Annotated in this window: 15 protein-coding genes; 10 read left to right on the forward strand and 5 right to left on the reverse strand. The window is 52.4% G+C overall.

Features of this window, described 5'->3' with window-relative positions:
* Window positions 1-120: 120 nt before the first annotated feature.
* Window positions 121-1,869, reverse strand: a complete 1,749-nt coding sequence (locus KTT_RS04455; RefSeq protein ID WP_160145633.1) for a S53 family peptidase — start codon at window positions 1,867-1,869, stop codon at window positions 121-123.
* 244 nt (window positions 1,870-2,113) lie between these two features.
* Between KTT_RS04455 and uvrB the strand changes: the two genes are divergently transcribed.
* From uvrB to KTT_RS04495, 8 genes are all read left to right on the forward strand, one after another.
* Window positions 2,114-4,105, forward strand: a complete 1,992-nt coding sequence (gene uvrB, locus KTT_RS04460) for an excinuclease ABC subunit UvrB (RefSeq protein WP_126594835.1) — start codon at window positions 2,114-2,116, stop codon at window positions 4,103-4,105.
* Window positions 4,106-4,552: 447 nt separating this feature from the next.
* On the forward strand, window positions 4,553-5,659 hold the full coding sequence (locus tag KTT_RS04465; RefSeq protein ID WP_126594836.1) for a homospermidine biosynthesis protein: 1,107 nt from the start codon (window positions 4,553-4,555) through the stop codon (window positions 5,657-5,659).
* A gap of 286 nt (window positions 5,660-5,945) precedes the next feature.
* On the forward strand, window positions 5,946-6,380 hold the full coding sequence (locus KTT_RS04470; protein WP_160145634.1) for an S-adenosylmethionine decarboxylase family protein: 435 nt from the start codon (window positions 5,946-5,948) through the stop codon (window positions 6,378-6,380).
* A gap of 220 nt (window positions 6,381-6,600) precedes the next feature.
* Window positions 6,601-7,476, forward strand: a complete 876-nt coding sequence (speB, locus tag KTT_RS04475) for an agmatinase (protein WP_126594838.1) — start codon at window positions 6,601-6,603, stop codon at window positions 7,474-7,476.
* Window positions 7,477-8,210: 734 nt separating this feature from the next.
* Window positions 8,211-9,401, forward strand: coding sequence for a hypothetical protein (locus KTT_RS04480; RefSeq protein ID WP_126594839.1), 1,191 nt, complete (start codon window positions 8,211-8,213; stop codon window positions 9,399-9,401).
* A 134-nt stretch (window positions 9,402-9,535) separates the two neighbouring features.
* Complete coding sequence (locus KTT_RS04485) at window positions 9,536-10,480, forward strand: radical SAM protein (RefSeq protein WP_126594840.1); 945 nt, start codon at window positions 9,536-9,538, stop codon at window positions 10,478-10,480.
* 205 nt (window positions 10,481-10,685) lie between these two features.
* On the forward strand, window positions 10,686-11,675 hold the full coding sequence (locus tag KTT_RS04490; protein ID WP_126594841.1) for a polyprenyl synthetase family protein: 990 nt from the start codon (window positions 10,686-10,688) through the stop codon (window positions 11,673-11,675).
* A 14-nt stretch (window positions 11,676-11,689) separates the two neighbouring features.
* Window positions 11,690-12,439, forward strand: a complete 750-nt coding sequence (locus KTT_RS04495) for a ubiquinone/menaquinone biosynthesis methyltransferase (RefSeq protein WP_126594842.1) — start codon at window positions 11,690-11,692, stop codon at window positions 12,437-12,439.
* Window positions 12,440-12,538: 99 nt separating this feature from the next.
* Here the strand turns inward: KTT_RS04495 and KTT_RS04500 are convergent, their stop codons facing one another.
* The 4 genes from KTT_RS04500 to KTT_RS04515 all read right to left on the reverse strand — a co-directional run bounded on the left by KTT_RS04500 (window position 12,539) and on the right by KTT_RS04515 (window position 15,593).
* Window positions 12,539-12,934 (reverse strand): hypothetical protein, encoded by a 396-nt coding sequence (locus KTT_RS04500; protein WP_126594843.1) that lies wholly within the window; start codon window positions 12,932-12,934, stop codon window positions 12,539-12,541.
* A 451-nt stretch (window positions 12,935-13,385) separates the two neighbouring features.
* Window positions 13,386-13,850, reverse strand: a complete 465-nt coding sequence (locus KTT_RS04505) for an NUDIX domain-containing protein (RefSeq protein WP_126594844.1) — start codon at window positions 13,848-13,850, stop codon at window positions 13,386-13,388.
* On the reverse strand, window positions 13,834-14,739 hold the full coding sequence (locus KTT_RS04510; RefSeq protein ID WP_126594845.1) for a P-loop NTPase: 906 nt from the start codon (window positions 14,737-14,739) through the stop codon (window positions 13,834-13,836). The genes KTT_RS04505 and KTT_RS04510 overlap by 17 nt, the downstream gene beginning before the upstream one ends.
* Before the next feature lie 275 nt (window positions 14,740-15,014).
* Window positions 15,015-15,593 (reverse strand): YceI family protein, encoded by a 579-nt coding sequence (locus KTT_RS04515; RefSeq protein ID WP_160145635.1) that lies wholly within the window; start codon window positions 15,591-15,593, stop codon window positions 15,015-15,017.
* A gap of 506 nt (window positions 15,594-16,099) precedes the next feature.
* On the opposite strand from KTT_RS04515, the gene KTT_RS04520 reads away from it, so the two are divergent.
* Both KTT_RS04520 and KTT_RS04525 read left to right on the forward strand, forming a co-directional pair.
* Window positions 16,100-16,600, forward strand: coding sequence for a redoxin domain-containing protein (locus tag KTT_RS04520; RefSeq protein WP_126594847.1), 501 nt, complete (start codon window positions 16,100-16,102; stop codon window positions 16,598-16,600).
* Window positions 16,601-16,730: 130 nt separating this feature from the next.
* Window positions 16,731-17,966 (forward strand): trans-sulfuration enzyme family protein, encoded by a 1,236-nt coding sequence (locus tag KTT_RS04525; protein WP_160145636.1) that lies wholly within the window; start codon window positions 16,731-16,733, stop codon window positions 17,964-17,966.
* Window positions 17,967-18,090 lie beyond the last annotated feature (124 nt).

Here is an 18,090-nt window from a genome sequence, read left to right on the forward strand (position 1 = left end):
TTGCTAAATTCATTGCTTGCTCTGCTTGTTTATTATTGTACAACACATGTTATCAGGCAGAAACAGCATAGTTCAATGGTCCAGCCAGCTGATGATAAGATCAGCTGGCTGGATCGGCAGCTATTGGGACAGGGTGCGATATAAATCGGCCAGGTTAGGGGTTCCCAGGCCAGTGGTGTAGTCCCAGCCCTGTGCCGCTTTATAATACAGATTATTTCCCTGCGTGATATCGTAATAGGCGCGCCCATTACGCTTTGCGGCATCATAGAATACCTGCGGCGATGCATTGAAGGATTTGCCTTGCTTGATCAAGCCCTGGTGGACCAGGGCCATGCCAGCAGCCCAGATGGGTGCCGCGGCACTGGTACCGCCGACCGAGCCCCACTGTCCTTTATAGTAGACGGCCAGTCCATAGGCAGCCGCCGATATATCCGGAACCTGGCGTTTCCCATTAGAGATGCTATTCTTGACACCAGATTGATTCTGCCAGGAGGGCACCCCAAAGACGCTGCTCAAGCCACCACCAGTTCCCCAGCGATTCTTACAGCTGCCACCACTGGCACCGTCTGACCACGCCGACTCATTGGCCCGGTTTTGCCCCTGGTCTATCTGCAAGATGGTCCCCCCCACGGCTGTCGACCAGGGATCGCTGGCTGGGAAACTAACGGAAAGATCACCGTAGCGCCCACTGGTAAAGGCGCCACAGTCACCACTGGCCACGAACACGGTCATATGCTCAATCTTGGTCAATTGCTGGATACTCTGATCAATCGCGCGCATATCCTGCTGGGACATCTCGCCTTCGGACGCGCCCAGGCTGACGCTGACGGTACCGCCCGCATTGGCGTTATTGACGTTGTCATCCAGGATCTTCTGCAACTCATCGTTGACGTTGACCCAGATATCATCTACGCTGTTGCTGCTGCCATCGGTCTGGTAGACCTTGATATTGGCTGAGCGAGCCAGACCCGCCGCCATCTGAATATCCAGGGTCGATTCGCCCAGGGTATCCTGTGGATGTCCGTCTACGTTCACGGGGGTGACACTCCCTTTAAAGCTAATGCAGGAGAGATAGTTCTGGATATCGCTCTTTAGAGAACCATCGATCTCGACCAGGTTAATCGTGGTGTTCTCACCATGCAGACCCTGGTTCCACAGTTGATCAAATCCATAGGCGTGGGCGATATCTCTGGGCAGCAGCGTCTGGTCCTGCGGCGAGCAGTCTGCCGCTGGCTTCTGCGCGCCGGTCGAGGCAGCAGGCTGGAAGGAGGCTTGATGCGTCGGCTGCACACTATAGTTATCCAGTCCCGTGACCGCATCGATATAGTTCAGCAAGAACTGCGGCACCACGGGTGGTTTTTTCGCATCAGGCGCGAAAAAGGTGCGGCCCTGGTAGCTATGGCGTACGAAATCGGTCCGCAAAACTTTAGCAAAGGTACTGGCCTTGGCCTCAATTGAAAGATGTGTGCGCATCTTACTCAAATTGAGTGAGATGCCTTGAGGATTGAAGAAATCTTTGAATTTTTGATAGGTCCCATCATCGATGCCAATCTGCCTGGCAAACTGCTCCAGATGAGATGGTTTACCGGGCTCCACCTTTTGATTCTGCATCTTTTGCATCATGGCCGGATCTATTTTAAAGGTAATGCGGACATGAAGTACGGTCGAACCGGGGAGAGGACCGGTGACGGGAGAGCTCATGGCAGAGCCAGGAATATTCAGGTTTAGCGGCACCTCTTTCAATACATTGGTAGTGGTTGGAGTTGTTGTATTACAGCTTGCCAGCGGCATCATTACCAGGCACAAGCCGATCAATGCAGCGACAAGCTGGCCTGGTCGCATACCGCGCTTACCGGAGAACCGACGCATAAACATATACCCCCAAAAAGAGATCTAGAGAATTGCTTATGATGAATAGCCCAATCAAGATTGATATATACACAAAAAGGGCTAATATCTTTTTGTATCACGGATCAGGAGCGGAAAACAGTTCAGTATAGCAGGCACTTTTGGTATATTGAAAACCGTCATTGCAGCTTGAAAAGTGATATAATAGAAGGGTAATTGGAAAAAATATTCTATAGTCAGTAGAGGATAAATAGGAAGAGTACGCATGCCTGCATTTAAAGTGGAAGCACCATTTGAACCCACGGGTGATCAACCAGAGGCGATCGCCCAACTCACTGAAGGTATTCGGGAAGGGCAGAAATATCAAACACTGCTCGGTGTGACTGGTAGTGGTAAAACGTATACGGTAGCGAAAGTTGTCGAACAGGTACAACGTCCAACCCTGGTGCTGGCGCCGAATAAGACGCTGGCCGCCCAGCTCTATAGCGAGTACAAAGAGTTCTTTCCCAACAATGCAGTGGAATACTTCGTTTCATACTACGATTACTACCAGCCAGAGGCCTATATCGCGCGTACCGATACATACGTGGAAAAAGAGAGCATGCTCAATGAGGAAATTGAGAAATTGCGCCTTTCCGCCACTCGTAGTCTGTTTGAACGGCGCGATGTGTTAATCGTAGCCTCGGTCTCCTGTATCTACGGTCTGGGCAGTCCCGAAGAGTACGGAGAGGTGGTGATGACGCTCAAAGTGGGTGAGGAACGTCGTCGCGACAAGATCTTGCGCCACCTGACCGAGATCCAGTATGAGCGCAACGATGCAAACTTTATCCGCGGTCGCTTCCGCGTACGCGGTGATGTGATGGAGATCTTCCCCGCCTATGAAGACGTCGCGGTGCGCATCGAATTCTTTGGTGACGAGATCGAGCGCATGACCGATATCGATCCTCTTACTGGTGAAATCCTGAAGCAGCGACAGCGTCTGGACATTTATCCCGCTAAACACTGGGTGACCACCCGTGAGCGCCTCAACAAGTCGATCGAGCTGATCGAGGCTGAACTGGAAGAGCGCTTGCAGGTGCTGGAGAGCGAAGAGAAACTGCTGGAGGCGGCCCGTCTGAAGCAACGCACAAACTTTGATATAGAGATGCTGCGCGAGACCGGGTTCTGCTCCGGCGTTGAGAACTATTCGCGTCACCTGGCCGGCCGTGGTCCGGGAGAACAGCCATGGACCCTGCTGGATTATATGCCGGATGATTTTCTGCTAGTGGTCGATGAGTCACACGTCGCCCTGCCCCAGGTGCGTGGCATGTTCGCGGGCGATCGCTCACGTAAACAGGTACTGGTAGACTACGGTTTCCGCCTGCCATCAGCGATGGATAACCGTCCATTGACCTTCAACGAATTTGAGGGTCAGATCGATCAGGCGCTATTCGTCTCGGCCACTCCCGGCCCCTATGAGTACGAACACAGCCAGAACATCGTGGAGCAGTTGATCCGGCCAACCGGCCTGATAGATCCAGAGATCAGCGTACGCCCCACAAAGGGACAGATCGATGATCTGCTGGATGAGATCCGCAAGCGAATCTCCAAGGAACAGCGTGTCCTGGTCACTACCTTGACTAAGAAGATGGCGGAAGATCTTGCTGACTATATGCAAGAGCTCAATATTAAGGTCCACTACCTGCACTCTGAGATCGACACCATTGAGCGCATTGAGATTCTACGCGATCTACGCCTGGGAGTCTATGATGTGGTGGTCGGCATTAACCTCTTGCGCGAAGGACTCGATCTGCCCGAGGTCTCCCTGGTGGCAATCCTCGATGCCGATAAGGAAGGCTTCCTACGTTCCGAGGGCTCGCTGATCCAGGTAATTGGACGTGCTGCTCGCCATGTCGAGGGCAGCGTCATTATGTATGCCGACAGCGTTACCAGGTCGATGCGGCGCGCCATCGATGAGACCAATCGGCGCCGTGAACTGCAGTTGACCTATAATGAAGAGCACGGCATTACCCCACGGGGCATCCATAAAGAGGTCAAAACGCTGTCCGAGCGCATCAAGGCAATGAGCGGTGCCAACGAGGAGGGTACAGGCAAGAATGCAACCCAGGTTATCACCGGAATACCGAAGGATGAGGCATTGCGCCTGATTAAAGATCTGGAATCTCAGATGCGCGCGGCCGCCAAGCAACTAGAGTTTGAGAAAGCAGGCCAGCTACGTGACCAGATCATCGAGCTGCGCCGCCTGATCGTCGAATAACACTTTGAGACTTTTTAGACAGGACAAGAGAGATGCATGATATCTGCATCCCCCTTGTCCTGTCTATTTTTTACGTTCCCTGTGTATGGCTTCTCATAAATCATCACTAGTGAGCATATGCGCCTCTAATGCACAGACAACTTGAGCTCACAGTGAGCATAATTTGAATTTTCTACTCTTACAAAAATAATCAAATCATCGACCGTTCATTATAATTTAAGTATAATATGGTCAGGTTGACGTTGCCCAACAATAATATATTATTTATAAAATATTTTCCCGTAATTACAATTCGACATTAGATAAATACGTTCTGTTTAAAACATAAAAAAAATAGGTAGTATAAAGGCAACCACATACACCAAAATGGTGTGCGTAAAAGACCAAAATCGGGTATAGTATAGTGTGTTTGCTGAACACCATTAAAGAAAGGACCATCACAATAGAATGACCCATCATCATAACTCTTCTGAGAAACATAGCAACGCATTGCTGAGTGGTGCCCAGATCTTACCGCGTCGCGTGCGTCCGAATATGACGGTGGCAGAACTGATAGATGAGCAGTTTCAGGCGTACAACGGGGCGCGTCTGAATGAGGCGGCGCGTGTCTACGCCGAGCGAATGCTGGATCCCGAGCAGGATGTGACGATCGGCCTTACTATGGCTGGAGCCCTGACACCCGCTGGGCTGGGAGGCTGCGTGCTGACCTTAATGGAGTATGGGTTCGTCGATTTTATCATCAGTACAGGAGCCAATCTCTACCACGACATGCACCACGCCCTGGCGATGTCGCTGCACCGTGGTGACTTTCGCCTGGACGATGTAAAGTTGCAGGAAGAAGGGGTAATCCGTATCTATGATATCCTCTTCGAAGACCAGGTGTTGCTCGACACGGATTCTTTTGTGCGTGAGAGCCTGCGCAGTCTGCCCAATCGCCCCATCTCGACCTCGGAACTGCACCATCACCTGGGACAGCAGTTGCTGAAGGCAGGCGTAAAGCCGGAGTATTCGGTACTGGCGCAGGCCGCCGCCTGGAACGTACCGATCTATACGTCCTCTCCCGGCGATTCGTCAATCGGCATGAACGTGGCACGCAACGCTCTGGATGGCAGTCAGCTCACGCTGGATCCACTGGCGGACGTAAATGAGACCACCGCGATTGTGCACCATGCGACCCGCAATGGTGTAATTATACTTGGTGGCGGTAGTCCAAAAAACTTCTATCTGCAGACGCAGCCCCAGTTGTGGGAGGTGCTTGGCATTCAGAAGGGCGGCCACGACTACTTTATTCAGGTGACAGCCGATGCACCTCACTGGGGCGGTCTCTCGGGCGCGACCCCTTCCGAGGCGGTGTCATGGGGCAAGATCAAGCCAGGTCAACTCAACGACGCCGTGGTCGTCTATGGGGATTCGACTATTGCTCTACCATTGCTGACCTCCTACGCGGTGAGCAAGGCGCAGCCACGCCCACGACGTGAGCTCTTCGCCAGGCGTCAGGAACTACTCAGCGAGTTAAAAGAAGCATATGAGAGCGGTAAAGAGGCGCGCCCTTAAGCACTCTTCCATCTAAACACAAGCGGAGCTTTGTATTAGGTGGAACCCTGAATGGCATTTAGGTTGACAGCTAAATGCCATTTAGGTTGATTGCTTACTGGCAATTAGGTAGAAACGCATTTCCAATTAGGTAAAAATTTTGCATTTACCTTGGCATTAGCTTGACAACCTAATGTATAATATCAACCAGTGTGCAGAATTTTGTGGCACACAGTTTATTGCAGGCGAAGCCCTTTTGATAGTCGCCATAAACCTGCACAATTGGAACATATTAGGAGGAAATGCGATGCTGGTCCATCTGATGCTGGAACTTTACAACATTGACCGAAACATCCTGAGCGATGAGGCTTTGTTGCGCCGTACTCTCAGCGAATTGCCAGAGCGTGTTGCGATGGAGAAGGTTAGCCCTGTTCATCTCTATGATATTGAAACATCGAACCCACTTGACGCTGGCATGTCCGGTTTTGTTGTAATTGCCCAGAGTCACGTTAGCCTCCATGCATGGCCTGAGTATGGAGAAGTTGATATTGACATCTGCTCCTGCAAAGAGTTCAGCCAGGAAGATGCCATCGCGTTTGCCAAGGAGATATTCCAGACAGACGATGTTGAGGCCCATTTTGTTGTGCGGGCGACGCGCTCTCTGCGTCCGGAAGAGCCAGATCCAGTCCGTTATGAGCAGGCGATGGAAGCGCGCCGCTTAGCGAAACTGGGGGTGCACTAAGGGCAATAAGAGAAAAGCGAAGTTTACCTTCGCGCTCCATTTCCCGACTGCAGAAGGGTGAGGTGCCTGCCATTTTACGAGGAAGGCACCTCACTTTTTTTATGCTTGCTTTCACTGGCAGGAGTGCTACAATGCAGGCGTTATGACCTGTGGCACGCTCCTGTCACAGGGTTACGTTATTCATTGCAATTCATATGTATAAAATAGAGGACTGTTTTCCATGGAAAATGATGGGTTGATCAGCCAGTTCGGAGCCCCCGATGCTCCATATTGTAATCCTGAAACGGCGCGCATCGCGATTATTCCGGCTCCTTTAGAATATAGCGTTTGCTATATGGAAGGGACCCATATGGGTCCACAGGCTATTTTAAATGCATCCAGCCAGATGGAGCTCTATGATGAAGAGTTGGACTGCTGTCCGATCGAGGCCGGCGTCTATACCTATCCAGTACTTGACTATACGGGAATGAGCCATGAGCAGGCTTTGCAGGTTACGGGAGACGCAGTACGGCAGGCGCTGGCTCAAGGTCAGATTCCGCTTACGCTGGGTGGGGAGCATTCTTTGTCGGCTCCGGTAATCGCCGCCGTGCATGAGCGGTATCCCGATTTAACAGTGGTGCACATCGACGCCCATGGCGATCTACGCGATGAGTATGAGGGCACGCCGCTCTCGCATGCCTCGATCGAGCGGCGCGTGGTAGATATGGGCATCCCGTTACTAGAGATCGGCATTCGTAGCTTCAGCCCTGAAGAAGCCGAGTTCATGAAGACAAAGCCCGATGTAGTGGTGGTCTGGGCCTATCAGATGGCCAGGGGACTGGCCCGCATCCCCTGGGAACGTCTGGGCAAGCACACCTACGTCACAATTGACCTGGATGCCATCGATCCCAGCGAAATGCCGGCCGTGGGAACTCCAGAGCCAGGAGGATTGAACTGGTACCAGGTACTCGATCTGTTCCAGGAGATCTGCCGACGCACTACAATTGTGGGCATGGACGTCGTTGAACTGTGCCCAATGGAAGGTCAAACGCGCGCCGACTTTCTGGCCGCCAAGCTGGTCTATAAAATGATCGGCTACCGCCTGTTTACGAAATAAGTCCTCACTAAAATCTTCGCTCTTGTAGTGCAGCCGCAGGCTGCACTACAAGAGAGGATGCTGGTTCATCGGGGCGGCTAGCCCCGATGAACCAGCATCCTCTTTTTCAGATCTTTGAAAAGACAACAACTTAGCGTGGCATTCCTGGAGAACAGCAGTACTATGAACTTCGCATCCGAGTGTTGCGGCCCGACGAGGTAGTTAACTACCAGCAGGCCATGTTTGGTAGCGCCCAGCGGCACGATACAAGTGTTCCCTTACGCATGGGACCTTACCTTCGGTGCTGGCGTAAAGAGAGGCAGGATCGAGCCAGCAGGCGGCTGCGCCTACCTACCACGACCGTCTCATTACCACCGCTAAAGTGAGCCATGGTAGAGTAGTAGAAAGATCGAAAGTTGTGGTATACTAACAGGGACGCGTCCCACAATATCTGGCAAAACGGAGCGCAGCGCGTCAACGTATTCCAAGTAGGTGCGGAACGACCGACGGGAGGAAGGTTTCAGCAATACCTTGCCGATCAGTCCACTACTTTTAGCACATCCCCAATAAGCATAACATTTAATCAGGTGAGCAAGGGCGCTAAACATAAGAAGGAAGGATGCGCTGCATCGTCTTCGATCGAAAGAAACTCGAAGGAACTCATTGACGTATACATAGGGTGCCAGATGCGCCTGGCTCGCCACGCAGGTGGCAATTCTGATTGCTTTTAACACAGCCTGACTTTGAAAGGAAACATGACCAGAGAATTCAATAACCAGAGACGAAGTGGTTCACGTCCACCATTTCGTAATTCATCCTCCAGCCGATATAATGACGAACGATCTTCACGTCCAGCTCGGCCTCGCCTCAACCGAGAAATGGTAGATCGTGCCTGGGAGAATGGTGCCAGCCGTACGCACGCGGATTACCATCCACGCAGTTCTAATGGGTCATCGCAGTCCCCCCGAAATAACTGGCGCAACAACAACAACAATAATAATCATCGTTCCGGCGACAATTCCTCCCACTATACGCAGGGCAATCGCAGACCCTACGGACAGGGCAACTTCGAGAACAGGAATGCTCAGCGCTTTGAGCGCCCCTATGACAATCAGCAGGGGCCACGCACGCGGAACTTCGCGGCCAATACCCATCGCTCCGATGCCGCTAATGATGAGAGACCTGGCTATGGTTCGCAGCGCGGATATGGCAACAACCCCTCTTTCGGTCAGCGTGGACAACAGCAGAGCAATCGAGCTCCACAATCACATGGGTACGGTGCCCGTGGTCAGCAACAGGGCAATCGAGCTCCACAGTCACGTGGATATGGCGCCCGTAGTCAGCAACAGGGAAACTTCACGCCTGGCACCCGCGGCGCAGCACGCCATGAGCGTCCTGAGCGCGATCCACGTACCAATCCACGCCGCAATTTCCAACCACGCGAGGCGGTGAAACGTCCACCCAATCCTCGCTGGCTGAGCCGTCCAGAGGTACGCCAGGCCCGTGATGAGCAGCGCCAGAAAGAGTACATGCAACAATTTGAGGGCGATTACGAACAGTTCGATGACGATGAGGCACCTCAATCCCATTCGGTCAACGAACGCGCACCACGAGGTCGTCGTCCACGTTTTGAGCAGGCAGAAGAAAAACATGTGACCCGGCTTCCCGATGGGCGCGTCTTGAAAGGTTCGCGACCGGAACAGCGACGAAACGCGCAGTTCTGGACCGAGGTTGATGAAGACACGGGTAAATTGATCGAGCAAGTCAGAACCAATGAAGATGAGCTCGATCAGGCGCCATCTTCAAAACCTGGCAGATCGACATCCGCCAACCGAACGCCACGGCGAGGGGCGGCAAGGAGCAAAAAGGGACTGAAAACAAGCAATCCACGCTCCACTGGTCCAAAGCCTTCTGAAAAGGGCTTCAAGTGGCCATCGCAGCAGTAGAGTTTACCTTTTGACGATCTTTTAGTATTCAAGGGTGTGTCCAGTTCATGAACTGGACACATTTTATGAACAATCAGTTGAGTAGAAACAGCAACGATGCGTACCCAGCTTAGGAAGGTACCGGAGTAGCTAGCATGTCTTATCCAAGCTATCTCAAACTTTATGAAACAGGGGAATTAGCCGAACGAGCCGCCGCCGCCTGGGAAGTTCTGCGCCATTGCACGATCTGCCCACAGAATTGCGGCTGCGACCGCACGGCGGGCAAAACAGGGGTCTGCCATTCGGGGACGGAAGCTATCGTCGCTTCATGGAATATCCATCGCCGCGAAGAGCCTCCTATCAGTGGCACGCGTGGGGCCGGCACGATCTTCTTTGGCTATTGCCAGGCGCGCTGCACCTATTGTCAGAACTTCTCGCTCAGCCAGGGTGGACTGGGGCATCGCGTGGGACCAGAGCGCCTGGCCGACATGATGCTCTATTTGCAGAAGAAGCGTTGCCACAACCTGGACCTGGTCACGCCAACGCACTTTGTGCCGCAGCTTCTGGCGGCGTTGGTGATCGCCTGTGAGAAGGGGCTACGCTTACCCCTCGTCTACAACTGCGCAGGCTACGAAAATCTGGAAACGTTGAAATTGTTGGATGGTGTGGTGGATATTTATCTGCCCGATGCCAAATATGCTGATAATAAGAACGCGCTACGGACCTCCAAGATGCCGCGCTATGTTGATCACAATCAGGCATCTCTACGCGAGATGTATCGCCAGGTGGGTCCGCTTGAAGTTGACGACGAAGGTATCGCGCGTCGGGGCATACTGATTCGGCACCTGGTCATGCCTGAAGATATTTCGGGAACACGCGAGGTGCTGCGCTGGATCGCAGAAGAACTGGGACCCGATACCCCGGTCAGCCTGATGGACCAGTATTTTCCAGCCTGGAAGGCCGTCAATGATCCAGTTCTCAATCGGCGCCTGTCGTGGGCGGAATACAAAACAGCCCTGGATGCCCTGGATGAATTCAACTTTACCGCGGGATTCGTCCAGGAAGATCTAATTGAGGTAGATACAACATCTGATACGTAATAAAGATAAGGGTAATGCTGGGTGGCGCTTATCAGAGCCTTCCAGAATACCCTGTCCACAATGGATCTGGCACGTTATAATCTGTAGGGAAAACTACATGCCTCATGATGAGCAAGTAGTGGAGGTCGTAAGGTTATGTACTATCCGTCGATATGCGGATAACACCTGGTGACGTGCCAGAAGACATGCAAAATGGAGAACCCTTATGAACACTACGGCCACGTTGAGCCGCATATTTGCAGGCATCCAGCCTGAACTAGATCAGGTGGATGCTCTCTTTCAAGAAAGAGCAACGTCAGGATTGGCGATCCTTAATTCTGCTTCGATGCATGCGCTTGCATCTCCCGGCAAGCGGCTGCGAACAGCATTGACCTTGCTCGCGGGAAAACTCAATCATTATGACTTCGGAAAATTGCTGAAGCTAAGCGTAGCCTTTGAGATGGTTCATCTGGCAACATTGATCCACGATGATATCATCGATGAGGCTGAGACGCGCCGTGGCAATCCGACCGTCAATGCATTGTGGGGAGATAAGATCGCGATCCTGCTGGGCGATTATTACCTGGCCAAAACATCCGGTTTGATCGCTGAGATCGAGAGTCCACGCATCGACCGTTTGTTCGCCGACACCGTGGCCACAGTCTGTGAAGGTACCATTTTGGAAATGATGACGTCTGGTCGAGCGGACCTGACAGTCGAAACCTACTTTGAAAAAATCAAAAACAAAACCGCCTGTTTGATTGCGGCCTGCTCCAAAGGCGGCGCCATCCTCAGCGAGGCGACCGATGAGCAGATTGATCTACTGCATTCTTATGGCTTAAACCTGGGCATTGCATTCCAGATCATTGATGATATCCTCGACTACACAGAAGATCAATCAACCATCGGCAAGCCAGCCGGCAATGATCTGCGTCAGGGTATGGTGACGCTACCCCTGATCTACGCTCTTCAGGGAGCATCCCAGAATGGACATCAGCAACAGGTTCAAACGTTACTCAATAGCGACAAGCATGATGAAAAAGATATTCTAGAAGTAGTAGACTGGGTTACCCATGGCTATGGAGTAGAGCAGTCTCTGCAAGAGGCCCAGAATTTTGGCAGAAAAGCGCGTGAGGCCTTGCATCATTTCCCAGCCTCACCCGATCGCGATGTGCTGGATGAGCTGATCGATTTCGTCGTCAGCCGCAAACGTTAATGGATAAGTAAAGAATGAAGACAAATTTTGCGTTAGAAGAGAAGTTCCGTGAAGTTGGGGGCAAACGCCCCTATGTACAGCGCCTGTTTGGACGTATCGCCGGTATATATGATCTCATGAACAGGCTGATGAGCCTGGGACTGGATAGCTACTGGCGCCGCCGGGCCGCACGCTATCTGGCGCTGGGTACCGGAGAGACCGGATTGGACCTGGGAGCCGGTACGGCCGATCTGGCGATCACGATCATTAAACAGGCCGGTCCGGGCACAAAAATGATTGGCATGGATATCACCCCCGAAATGCTTGATGAGGGCCGTCGTAAGCTGGTCCGTATGGGGCTGCAGGATCAGATCGAGCTGCGCGTCGGGGATGCGGAGCATATCGATCTTCCTGATAATAGTGTCGATGGCTGCTGCTCCGCCTTTATGGTGCGCAACCTGTCAGATATCCGCCAGGGATTCGCCGAGATGCTACGCGTTGTGCGTCCCGGTGGTCGCGTCGTCTGCCTGGAAATTAGCCACCCCCCCGGCAGGATCTTTGGGACGCTTTTCTATCTCTACTTCTATAAGCTGGCCCCGCTCTTCGGGACGATCATTGGCAAAGCATTTGAGGAATATAACTACCTGCCCAATTCCCTGACGACATTCCCCAAAGCCCCCGCTTTACAGGCAATTATGGAAGAGGTAGGCTGGAGTGATGTTCGCTACTACTATCTCAATGGCGGCATTGTGGCCATTCACGTGGGGACAAAGGCTGAAAAATAATCCTATGGGTGCCGATGGAGATCGCTAGCATGCTGGTCTTATATCTTTATACATAGCACCATCTTTACTGCTAGCATCTCCATTCGCTGTGAATGATCCTTAGCCCCTCCTGCGCCCGATTGAGCTCATATCCCCCATAAAACTTTCAAGCGCTTTCGCCAGATCGTGTAACTGGGCTGCCTCTGCCATTGAGATCTCGTGGCCAGCTTTAGCAACCCGATAGAGGAGTTGCACGGCCGATGGTCTGCCGGCCGCGGCCTCCGGGGTCTGCGCACCCAACAATGATGCACGCATAGCATCAACGTTGGCATTTACCTGTTCCAACTCGGAAACATCGATAAAACCTACCGGCTTCGGAATCGATCCCTGCCCCGATCCGTGGCTGGCCTCCCACAGGCGCCGCTCCCGCCTGCCGGCCGCGCAATAACAAAAACGTGGCTGCTCCGATTCAGAGTCCAATACGCCACTATCTTCACAAATTGGACAAATAGGCATCGCTGATCACTCCTTGCTCATCCCAATTCAGCTTGTTGTGTACTTCCTACTATATCATAATCGTGGCTGGCGCTGTGAATACAGGCAGGATACCTGATCGCCGCTCCAACGGGGAGTATGCGCGCCCCTTTCGGGTGTCCGCATACACAGACGCCTTTGTTTATATAGATGGTGGTGCACCACCATCTATATAAACTGTTTGGGCGCTACCCACGTTTTGTACCACCATTTCAATAAACTGTTTAGCATCGGGCACAAAGCACACTACTTATTGAGTACCAGATTTTTTAGGAGTTGGTGCCATGCGACTGGTGGGTGCGGATGCACCCACCAGTCGCATGGCACCAACTCCTAAAAAATCTGTGAGCGCCGCAGGCGCGTAGTGACAGGGGCCGGAGGCACAAATCTTCGCATTCAAAATAAGGAGCAGAAGAAAAACGCTCAGGTGCGGTCAGGAGAGAGATTGGCGGCCGCTCAAATAATCCTTAAGCATATGCTCACAATCAAAGGCCATGTGGCCCAGAACGGCCTCTGGCTCACGCCAGCAGGCCTTTCCCTCGCCCGAGTCGTGTTGGGTTCCCCCGGTGATATGACCGCGATAGGCGATTGAGACGGCACGAAAACGCGGATCGCGATCAACGGCGGAGTAAACTCCAATCAGGCCGGTAATCGCTATATCATAGCCCGTTTCTTCGCTGGCCTCGCGCCGCACACATTCTTCCAGCGTCTCTCTATAGTGCACAATCCCACCGGGAATGGTATATCCCATTCCATCACTGCGATCGACCAGCAGAATTTGACCGTCCCGCTCAATAATGACGCAAGCACTGAGTATAGGAGAGATCTGCCCCAGCGTCAAGAGCGCGATCAACCGAAAAATAATGCCAGCCAGCAGTCCCTTAAGCTTCTCTTTCATGGGAATCCTCTTCTCTATCTGGCGCTTGTTCTCTTTCACTGTCGGCGTCCTGGGCGTGGTGTAACAAAGCCATCCGCTGCACAATCTGCGCAGAAATATCTGAGAAGACCATGGCTACAGGGGAATCCGCCAGGCTTACGACGATTGGATATCCTTTATCACCATTGGTTACAGCAGCAGGATCTAAAGGTATGCGTCCAAGCAAGGGTAGGTCATCTAACTGGGCCCGGGGTTCGGGACTAGCGGGGAAGATTTCAACCATCTGGCCACAGTGAGGACAGAGCAAGCCAGCCATATTCTGAACCACCCCCAGAATCGGCACAGACATGCGCTGAAACATGGTCACCGCTTTAGCCGTATCGATGCGCGCGATATCCTGTGGGGTCGTTACCAGAACCGCACCGGACAATTCAAATTCACGGCAGAGGGTGGCCTGCGGCTCGCTGGTGCCCGGTGGGAGGTCAATAATCAGGTAGTCCAGTTCGCCCCAGTTCACAGAAAAGAGTAACTGGCGCATAAGCATGCCCAGAGCATCGGGTAAAGGTGCCACAGCCTGTTCTTCTCCAATGAAGAAACCGACCGACATCAACTTGACGCCGTAACGCAGCAGGGGCTGGATCTTTTTCTCGGCCGCCAGGTCTCTCCGCTCGGCCAGGGGCAAGATAGCCTCACTTCTGGCGTCCGCTCGCTTGCGTACCCCAACCATCATCGGAATGCTGGGCCCATACGCATCACCATCCAGCAACCCCACCCGCACCCCCAATTTGGCCAGAGAGATCGCCAGATTTACACTTACCGTCGATTTCCCAACACCACCCTTACCACTCCCCACCACCAGAACAGCGCCGATATGCTCCAGGCGCTCACGCCGTGATTGTTGACGCATCATCCCTCCCCAAAAAATAGAAAAAAACCTTGCCTGTTCAAATGTTAGTATAAGAATAATTTATGCATTTGACAAGCGTTCGCGACGAATCAAGCAGGACTCAGGTACCAGTAAACGATGTTTTACGGCACACAAAGTGTCAAACTCTCTTCGTATTGGAGCACACAAGCGCCCGCTTTCAGGCGTCCCCTACACTCGCCAGCAAGAGGAGAGGTCTGACACGCAACACAAAGATCCAGAAAAATAGAGTATTTCTGGATCTTTGTGTTGCCATACCGTTACTTCTCTTGCGCAAGGAAAGTGATTGTTACCAGGACCTTATTCTGGGCGATGGCGATATTGGCCAGGTCAGGTGGCTGAATATCAAAGTCCGTCATCAGAAGTGTGGTGGTAGCGGTACCACTAATAGTTTTATCAATCAGTTTGCCAGTAACAGCGAACGTTTCCTGATGGGTCTTTCCGTGCATGGTAAGGCTACCCGGTAGCTGGAATGATAGCGACTGCCCATCACTATAGTGAGCGGGCATCCCCTGAGCGCAGGTTGAGGTAAAATCCGCGTTTGGATATTGATTGGTCTCCAATGCCCTATTGCGCACAAAGCGATCGCGCATCGGCTCATCGGTCTGCAAGGTACTCAGGTTGACGGTCAAATGAAGGGAAGTAACCTGAGGAGCTGGAGAACTACTAATCTTAAAGCTTCCAGTCACATCCTGGGTCTTACCAACGGCATCGATACTTGGCAGATTGCGCAAGATCAAATTTTCATGCACCTTGTAGCTGGCCGTCGACTGAGCAGGGACAATGCTAAAGGAGCGCAGACCTCCAGTGCCTGGCGTAATACATTTCGTCGTAGACACGACAGTTTTCGTTGTAGATATGACAGTTTTCGTCGCAGACACGACGGGTCCGGATGGCTTCGGTGGTGCATTCACCCGACTGGCAGCGTAAAAACTATACCCTCCAATCGCTATTAGTACCGCGGTCCCAATCACCAGCATCGTAATTATAAACACACTACGTCTCATATATCATCCTCCACCCAAAATTATCCAATACGATCTGCTGCAGATATTATACCTTACGAATCAATATTCATTGAGAAAGTGCTTGAAAACCATTGGTTTCGTGTCTGCGACTGCTGACCCTACGCGCCTGCTGCGCTCACAGGTTTTTGGTAAGTGGGTGCAATGCAAGAGGTGGCGCACCTGCGCCACCTCTTGCATTGCACCCACTTACTATAGACTGCGAAGACAAGAGAATATAGATCATCTAGCTATATGAAGAGGCCAGAAGATACTATATAATAAGAAACAAGATCGACAAACTCTACCCGGTCCATTTCACTACTTTTTAAGGGAAGATAATGTCAAACACAGAACAATCGCATGGCCCCGTTCTGGAAGCGGGACAGATTATCCCTGCATTTACGCTTCCCGGCGCTGATGGCATGCCACATAGCCCCTGGGATTATAAGCAGCGCGACCACGTGGTGCTGCTCTTTGCGCCTGGTGGCGCCAGCAGTGAAGCTCACTCGCTGCTGCGCACCTACGCACAGCACTACGCCGAGTTCCGTGAGGAGCAGTGTGCTCTCCTGGCGATCACGCCAGATCCTGTCTTAAAAAATCTACAGGTACAGGAAGAACTACGCCTGCCGTTCGCATTGCTCTCTGATGCGCAAGGAAAAGTTGTCGCACGCTATACACAATGGGATGCGAGCACCCATGAACTAACACCCTGCATCGTGCTGGCTGATCGTTATAGCGCCCTCTATCAACGCTGGCTGGCCCCGACCATTGCGGGGTTACCTCCAGTACAGGAGTTGTTGGATAGCCTGCAATACCTTAATAAGCTCTGCACCCCATAAAAAAAGGCGGTCAATTTCATGGCCTTGCGCAGTCCTATCTGGTAAAGATTACTCGCTCCACGTATCTCTTTGTGGTCGGTGGGTAGATGATAGCCGGTATTTATTTTCTTCAATGCACGAAAGGATATCTATGACGCAGCAGAATACACCACAGTCTTCTGATTGGAATCTGGAAACACTCCTGGTCCATGGTGGACGCAACAAAGCTTCAAATACCGGCGAGGGGGGACAATCAACGGTACTTCCCATTTACGCCAGCACCACCTATACCCATGAAAACATCGAGGCACTGGACCAGGCATTTAGCGGCAAAACCCAGGATGGAGAACCGGCTTATGTCTATGCTCGTCAGGGAAATCCTAATGCCTACGGTTTTGAGAGCGCGATGGCGCAGATCGAGGGTGGCGTGGGAGCGATCGCCTTCGGTTCGGGGATGGCCGCCATTCATGCCGCACTCCTGTCTGCTGGCCTGACCAGCGGCACAAAAATAGTAGTCTCCAGGGACCTCTATGGTCCGACCGTGACACTTTTGCGTAAGCTATTCTCTACTGTTGGGACACAACTGGTCCTGGCTGATTTTTGCCAGCCCGCCATCTATGATCTGCTGCGTGAGGAAGAACCAGATGTCATTTATGTCGAGACCATCTCTAATCCGTTGACCAGGGTTGTGGACCTGGATGCGATCAGCGCCGTTGCCCGCGAGATCGGCGCGGTCACCATTGTTGATAGCACCTTCAGTACGCCCTACCTGACCAGGCCTATCGAACATGGCTTCGATCTGGTGCTGCATAGCGCGACCAAATACATCAGTGGACACGGCGATAGCACGGGCGGCATTGTGATCAGCGCCAAAAATACGCTGTTCAACCAGTTGCGCGACTATAGCAACCTGCTCGGCGCCATGCTCAGTCCCTTTGAGGCTCATTTGATGCTGCGCGGTCTGCGCACGCTAGCACTGCGTGTAGAGCGCCAGTGCAGCAACGCTTTACAGGTGGCGCATTTTTTACAACAGCATCCGGCTGTTGCCCACGTGCATTATCCAGGCCTCACCAGCCACCCCTCGCACGAACTGGCCAGTCGCCTGATGGATCATGAACAATTCGGCGCCCTGCTCTCATTTGAGCTCAAGGATCAGTCGCGTGACGCTGTGTTCCGCTTTATCAATAAGCTCCAACTCTGTCTCTCGGCCACCTCGCTCGGGGATGTCTTTACGCTGGTCAGCTATCCACCCATTTCATCGCACCGCACACTCCAGCCCAAAGAATTACAGGATATGGGTATCAGCGCAGGATGTATCCGTTTGTCGGTTGGCATTGAGAATGCCAACGATATTATCAAAGATCTACAGCAGGCATTGGACGCCTGATAGAGTTGTATGCAGACGCCGGTACAAAAAAAGCGAGCTGAGCTCGCTTTTTTTGTACCGGCGTCTGCATACAGCCTCGCGGCCACATACGCGAACAACCTCAGGGGCGCGGTGCACAATTTCA

The organism is Dictyobacter aurantiacus (genome assembly GCF_003967515.1).
Lineage (GTDB): Bacteria > Chloroflexota > Ktedonobacteria > Ktedonobacterales > Ktedonobacteraceae > Dictyobacter > Dictyobacter aurantiacus.

What these genes read in the sequence shown, in the direction of transcription:
- uvrB (WP_126594835.1), top strand. Translation starts at nt 2,114, where the DNA reads ATGCCTGCATTTAAAGTGGAAGCACCATTTGAACCCACGGGTGATCAA.
- speB (WP_126594838.1), top strand. Translation starts at nt 6,601, where the DNA reads ATGGAAAATGATGGGTTGATCAGCCAGTTCGGAGCCCCCGATGCTCCA.
- KTT_RS04470 (WP_160145634.1), top strand. Translation starts at nt 5,946, where the DNA reads ATGCTGGTCCATCTGATGCTGGAACTTTACAACATTGACCGAAACATC.
- KTT_RS04505 (WP_126594844.1), bottom strand. Translation starts at nt 13,850, where the DNA reads ATGAAAGAGAAGCTTAAGGGACTGCTGGCTGGCATTATTTTTCGGTTG.
- KTT_RS04495 (WP_126594842.1), top strand. Translation starts at nt 11,690, where the DNA reads ATGAAGACAAATTTTGCGTTAGAAGAGAAGTTCCGTGAAGTTGGGGGC.
- KTT_RS04510 (WP_126594845.1), bottom strand. Translation starts at nt 14,739, where the DNA reads ATGATGCGTCAACAATCACGGCGTGAGCGCCTGGAGCATATCGGCGCT.
- KTT_RS04455 (WP_160145633.1), bottom strand. Translation starts at nt 1,869, where the DNA reads ATGCGTCGGTTCTCCGGTAAGCGCGGTATGCGACCAGGCCAGCTTGTC.
- KTT_RS04485 (WP_126594840.1), top strand. Translation starts at nt 9,536, where the DNA reads ATGTCTTATCCAAGCTATCTCAAACTTTATGAAACAGGGGAATTAGCC.
- KTT_RS04520 (WP_126594847.1), top strand. Translation starts at nt 16,100, where the DNA reads ATGTCAAACACAGAACAATCGCATGGCCCCGTTCTGGAAGCGGGACAG.
- KTT_RS04465 (WP_126594836.1), top strand. Translation starts at nt 4,553, where the DNA reads ATGACCCATCATCATAACTCTTCTGAGAAACATAGCAACGCATTGCTG.
- KTT_RS04490 (WP_126594841.1), top strand. Translation starts at nt 10,686, where the DNA reads ATGAACACTACGGCCACGTTGAGCCGCATATTTGCAGGCATCCAGCCT.
- KTT_RS04500 (WP_126594843.1), bottom strand. Translation starts at nt 12,934, where the DNA reads ATGCCTATTTGTCCAATTTGTGAAGATAGTGGCGTATTGGACTCTGAA.
- KTT_RS04525 (WP_160145636.1), top strand. Translation starts at nt 16,731, where the DNA reads ATGACGCAGCAGAATACACCACAGTCTTCTGATTGGAATCTGGAAACA.
- KTT_RS04480 (WP_126594839.1), top strand. Translation starts at nt 8,211, where the DNA reads ATGACCAGAGAATTCAATAACCAGAGACGAAGTGGTTCACGTCCACCA.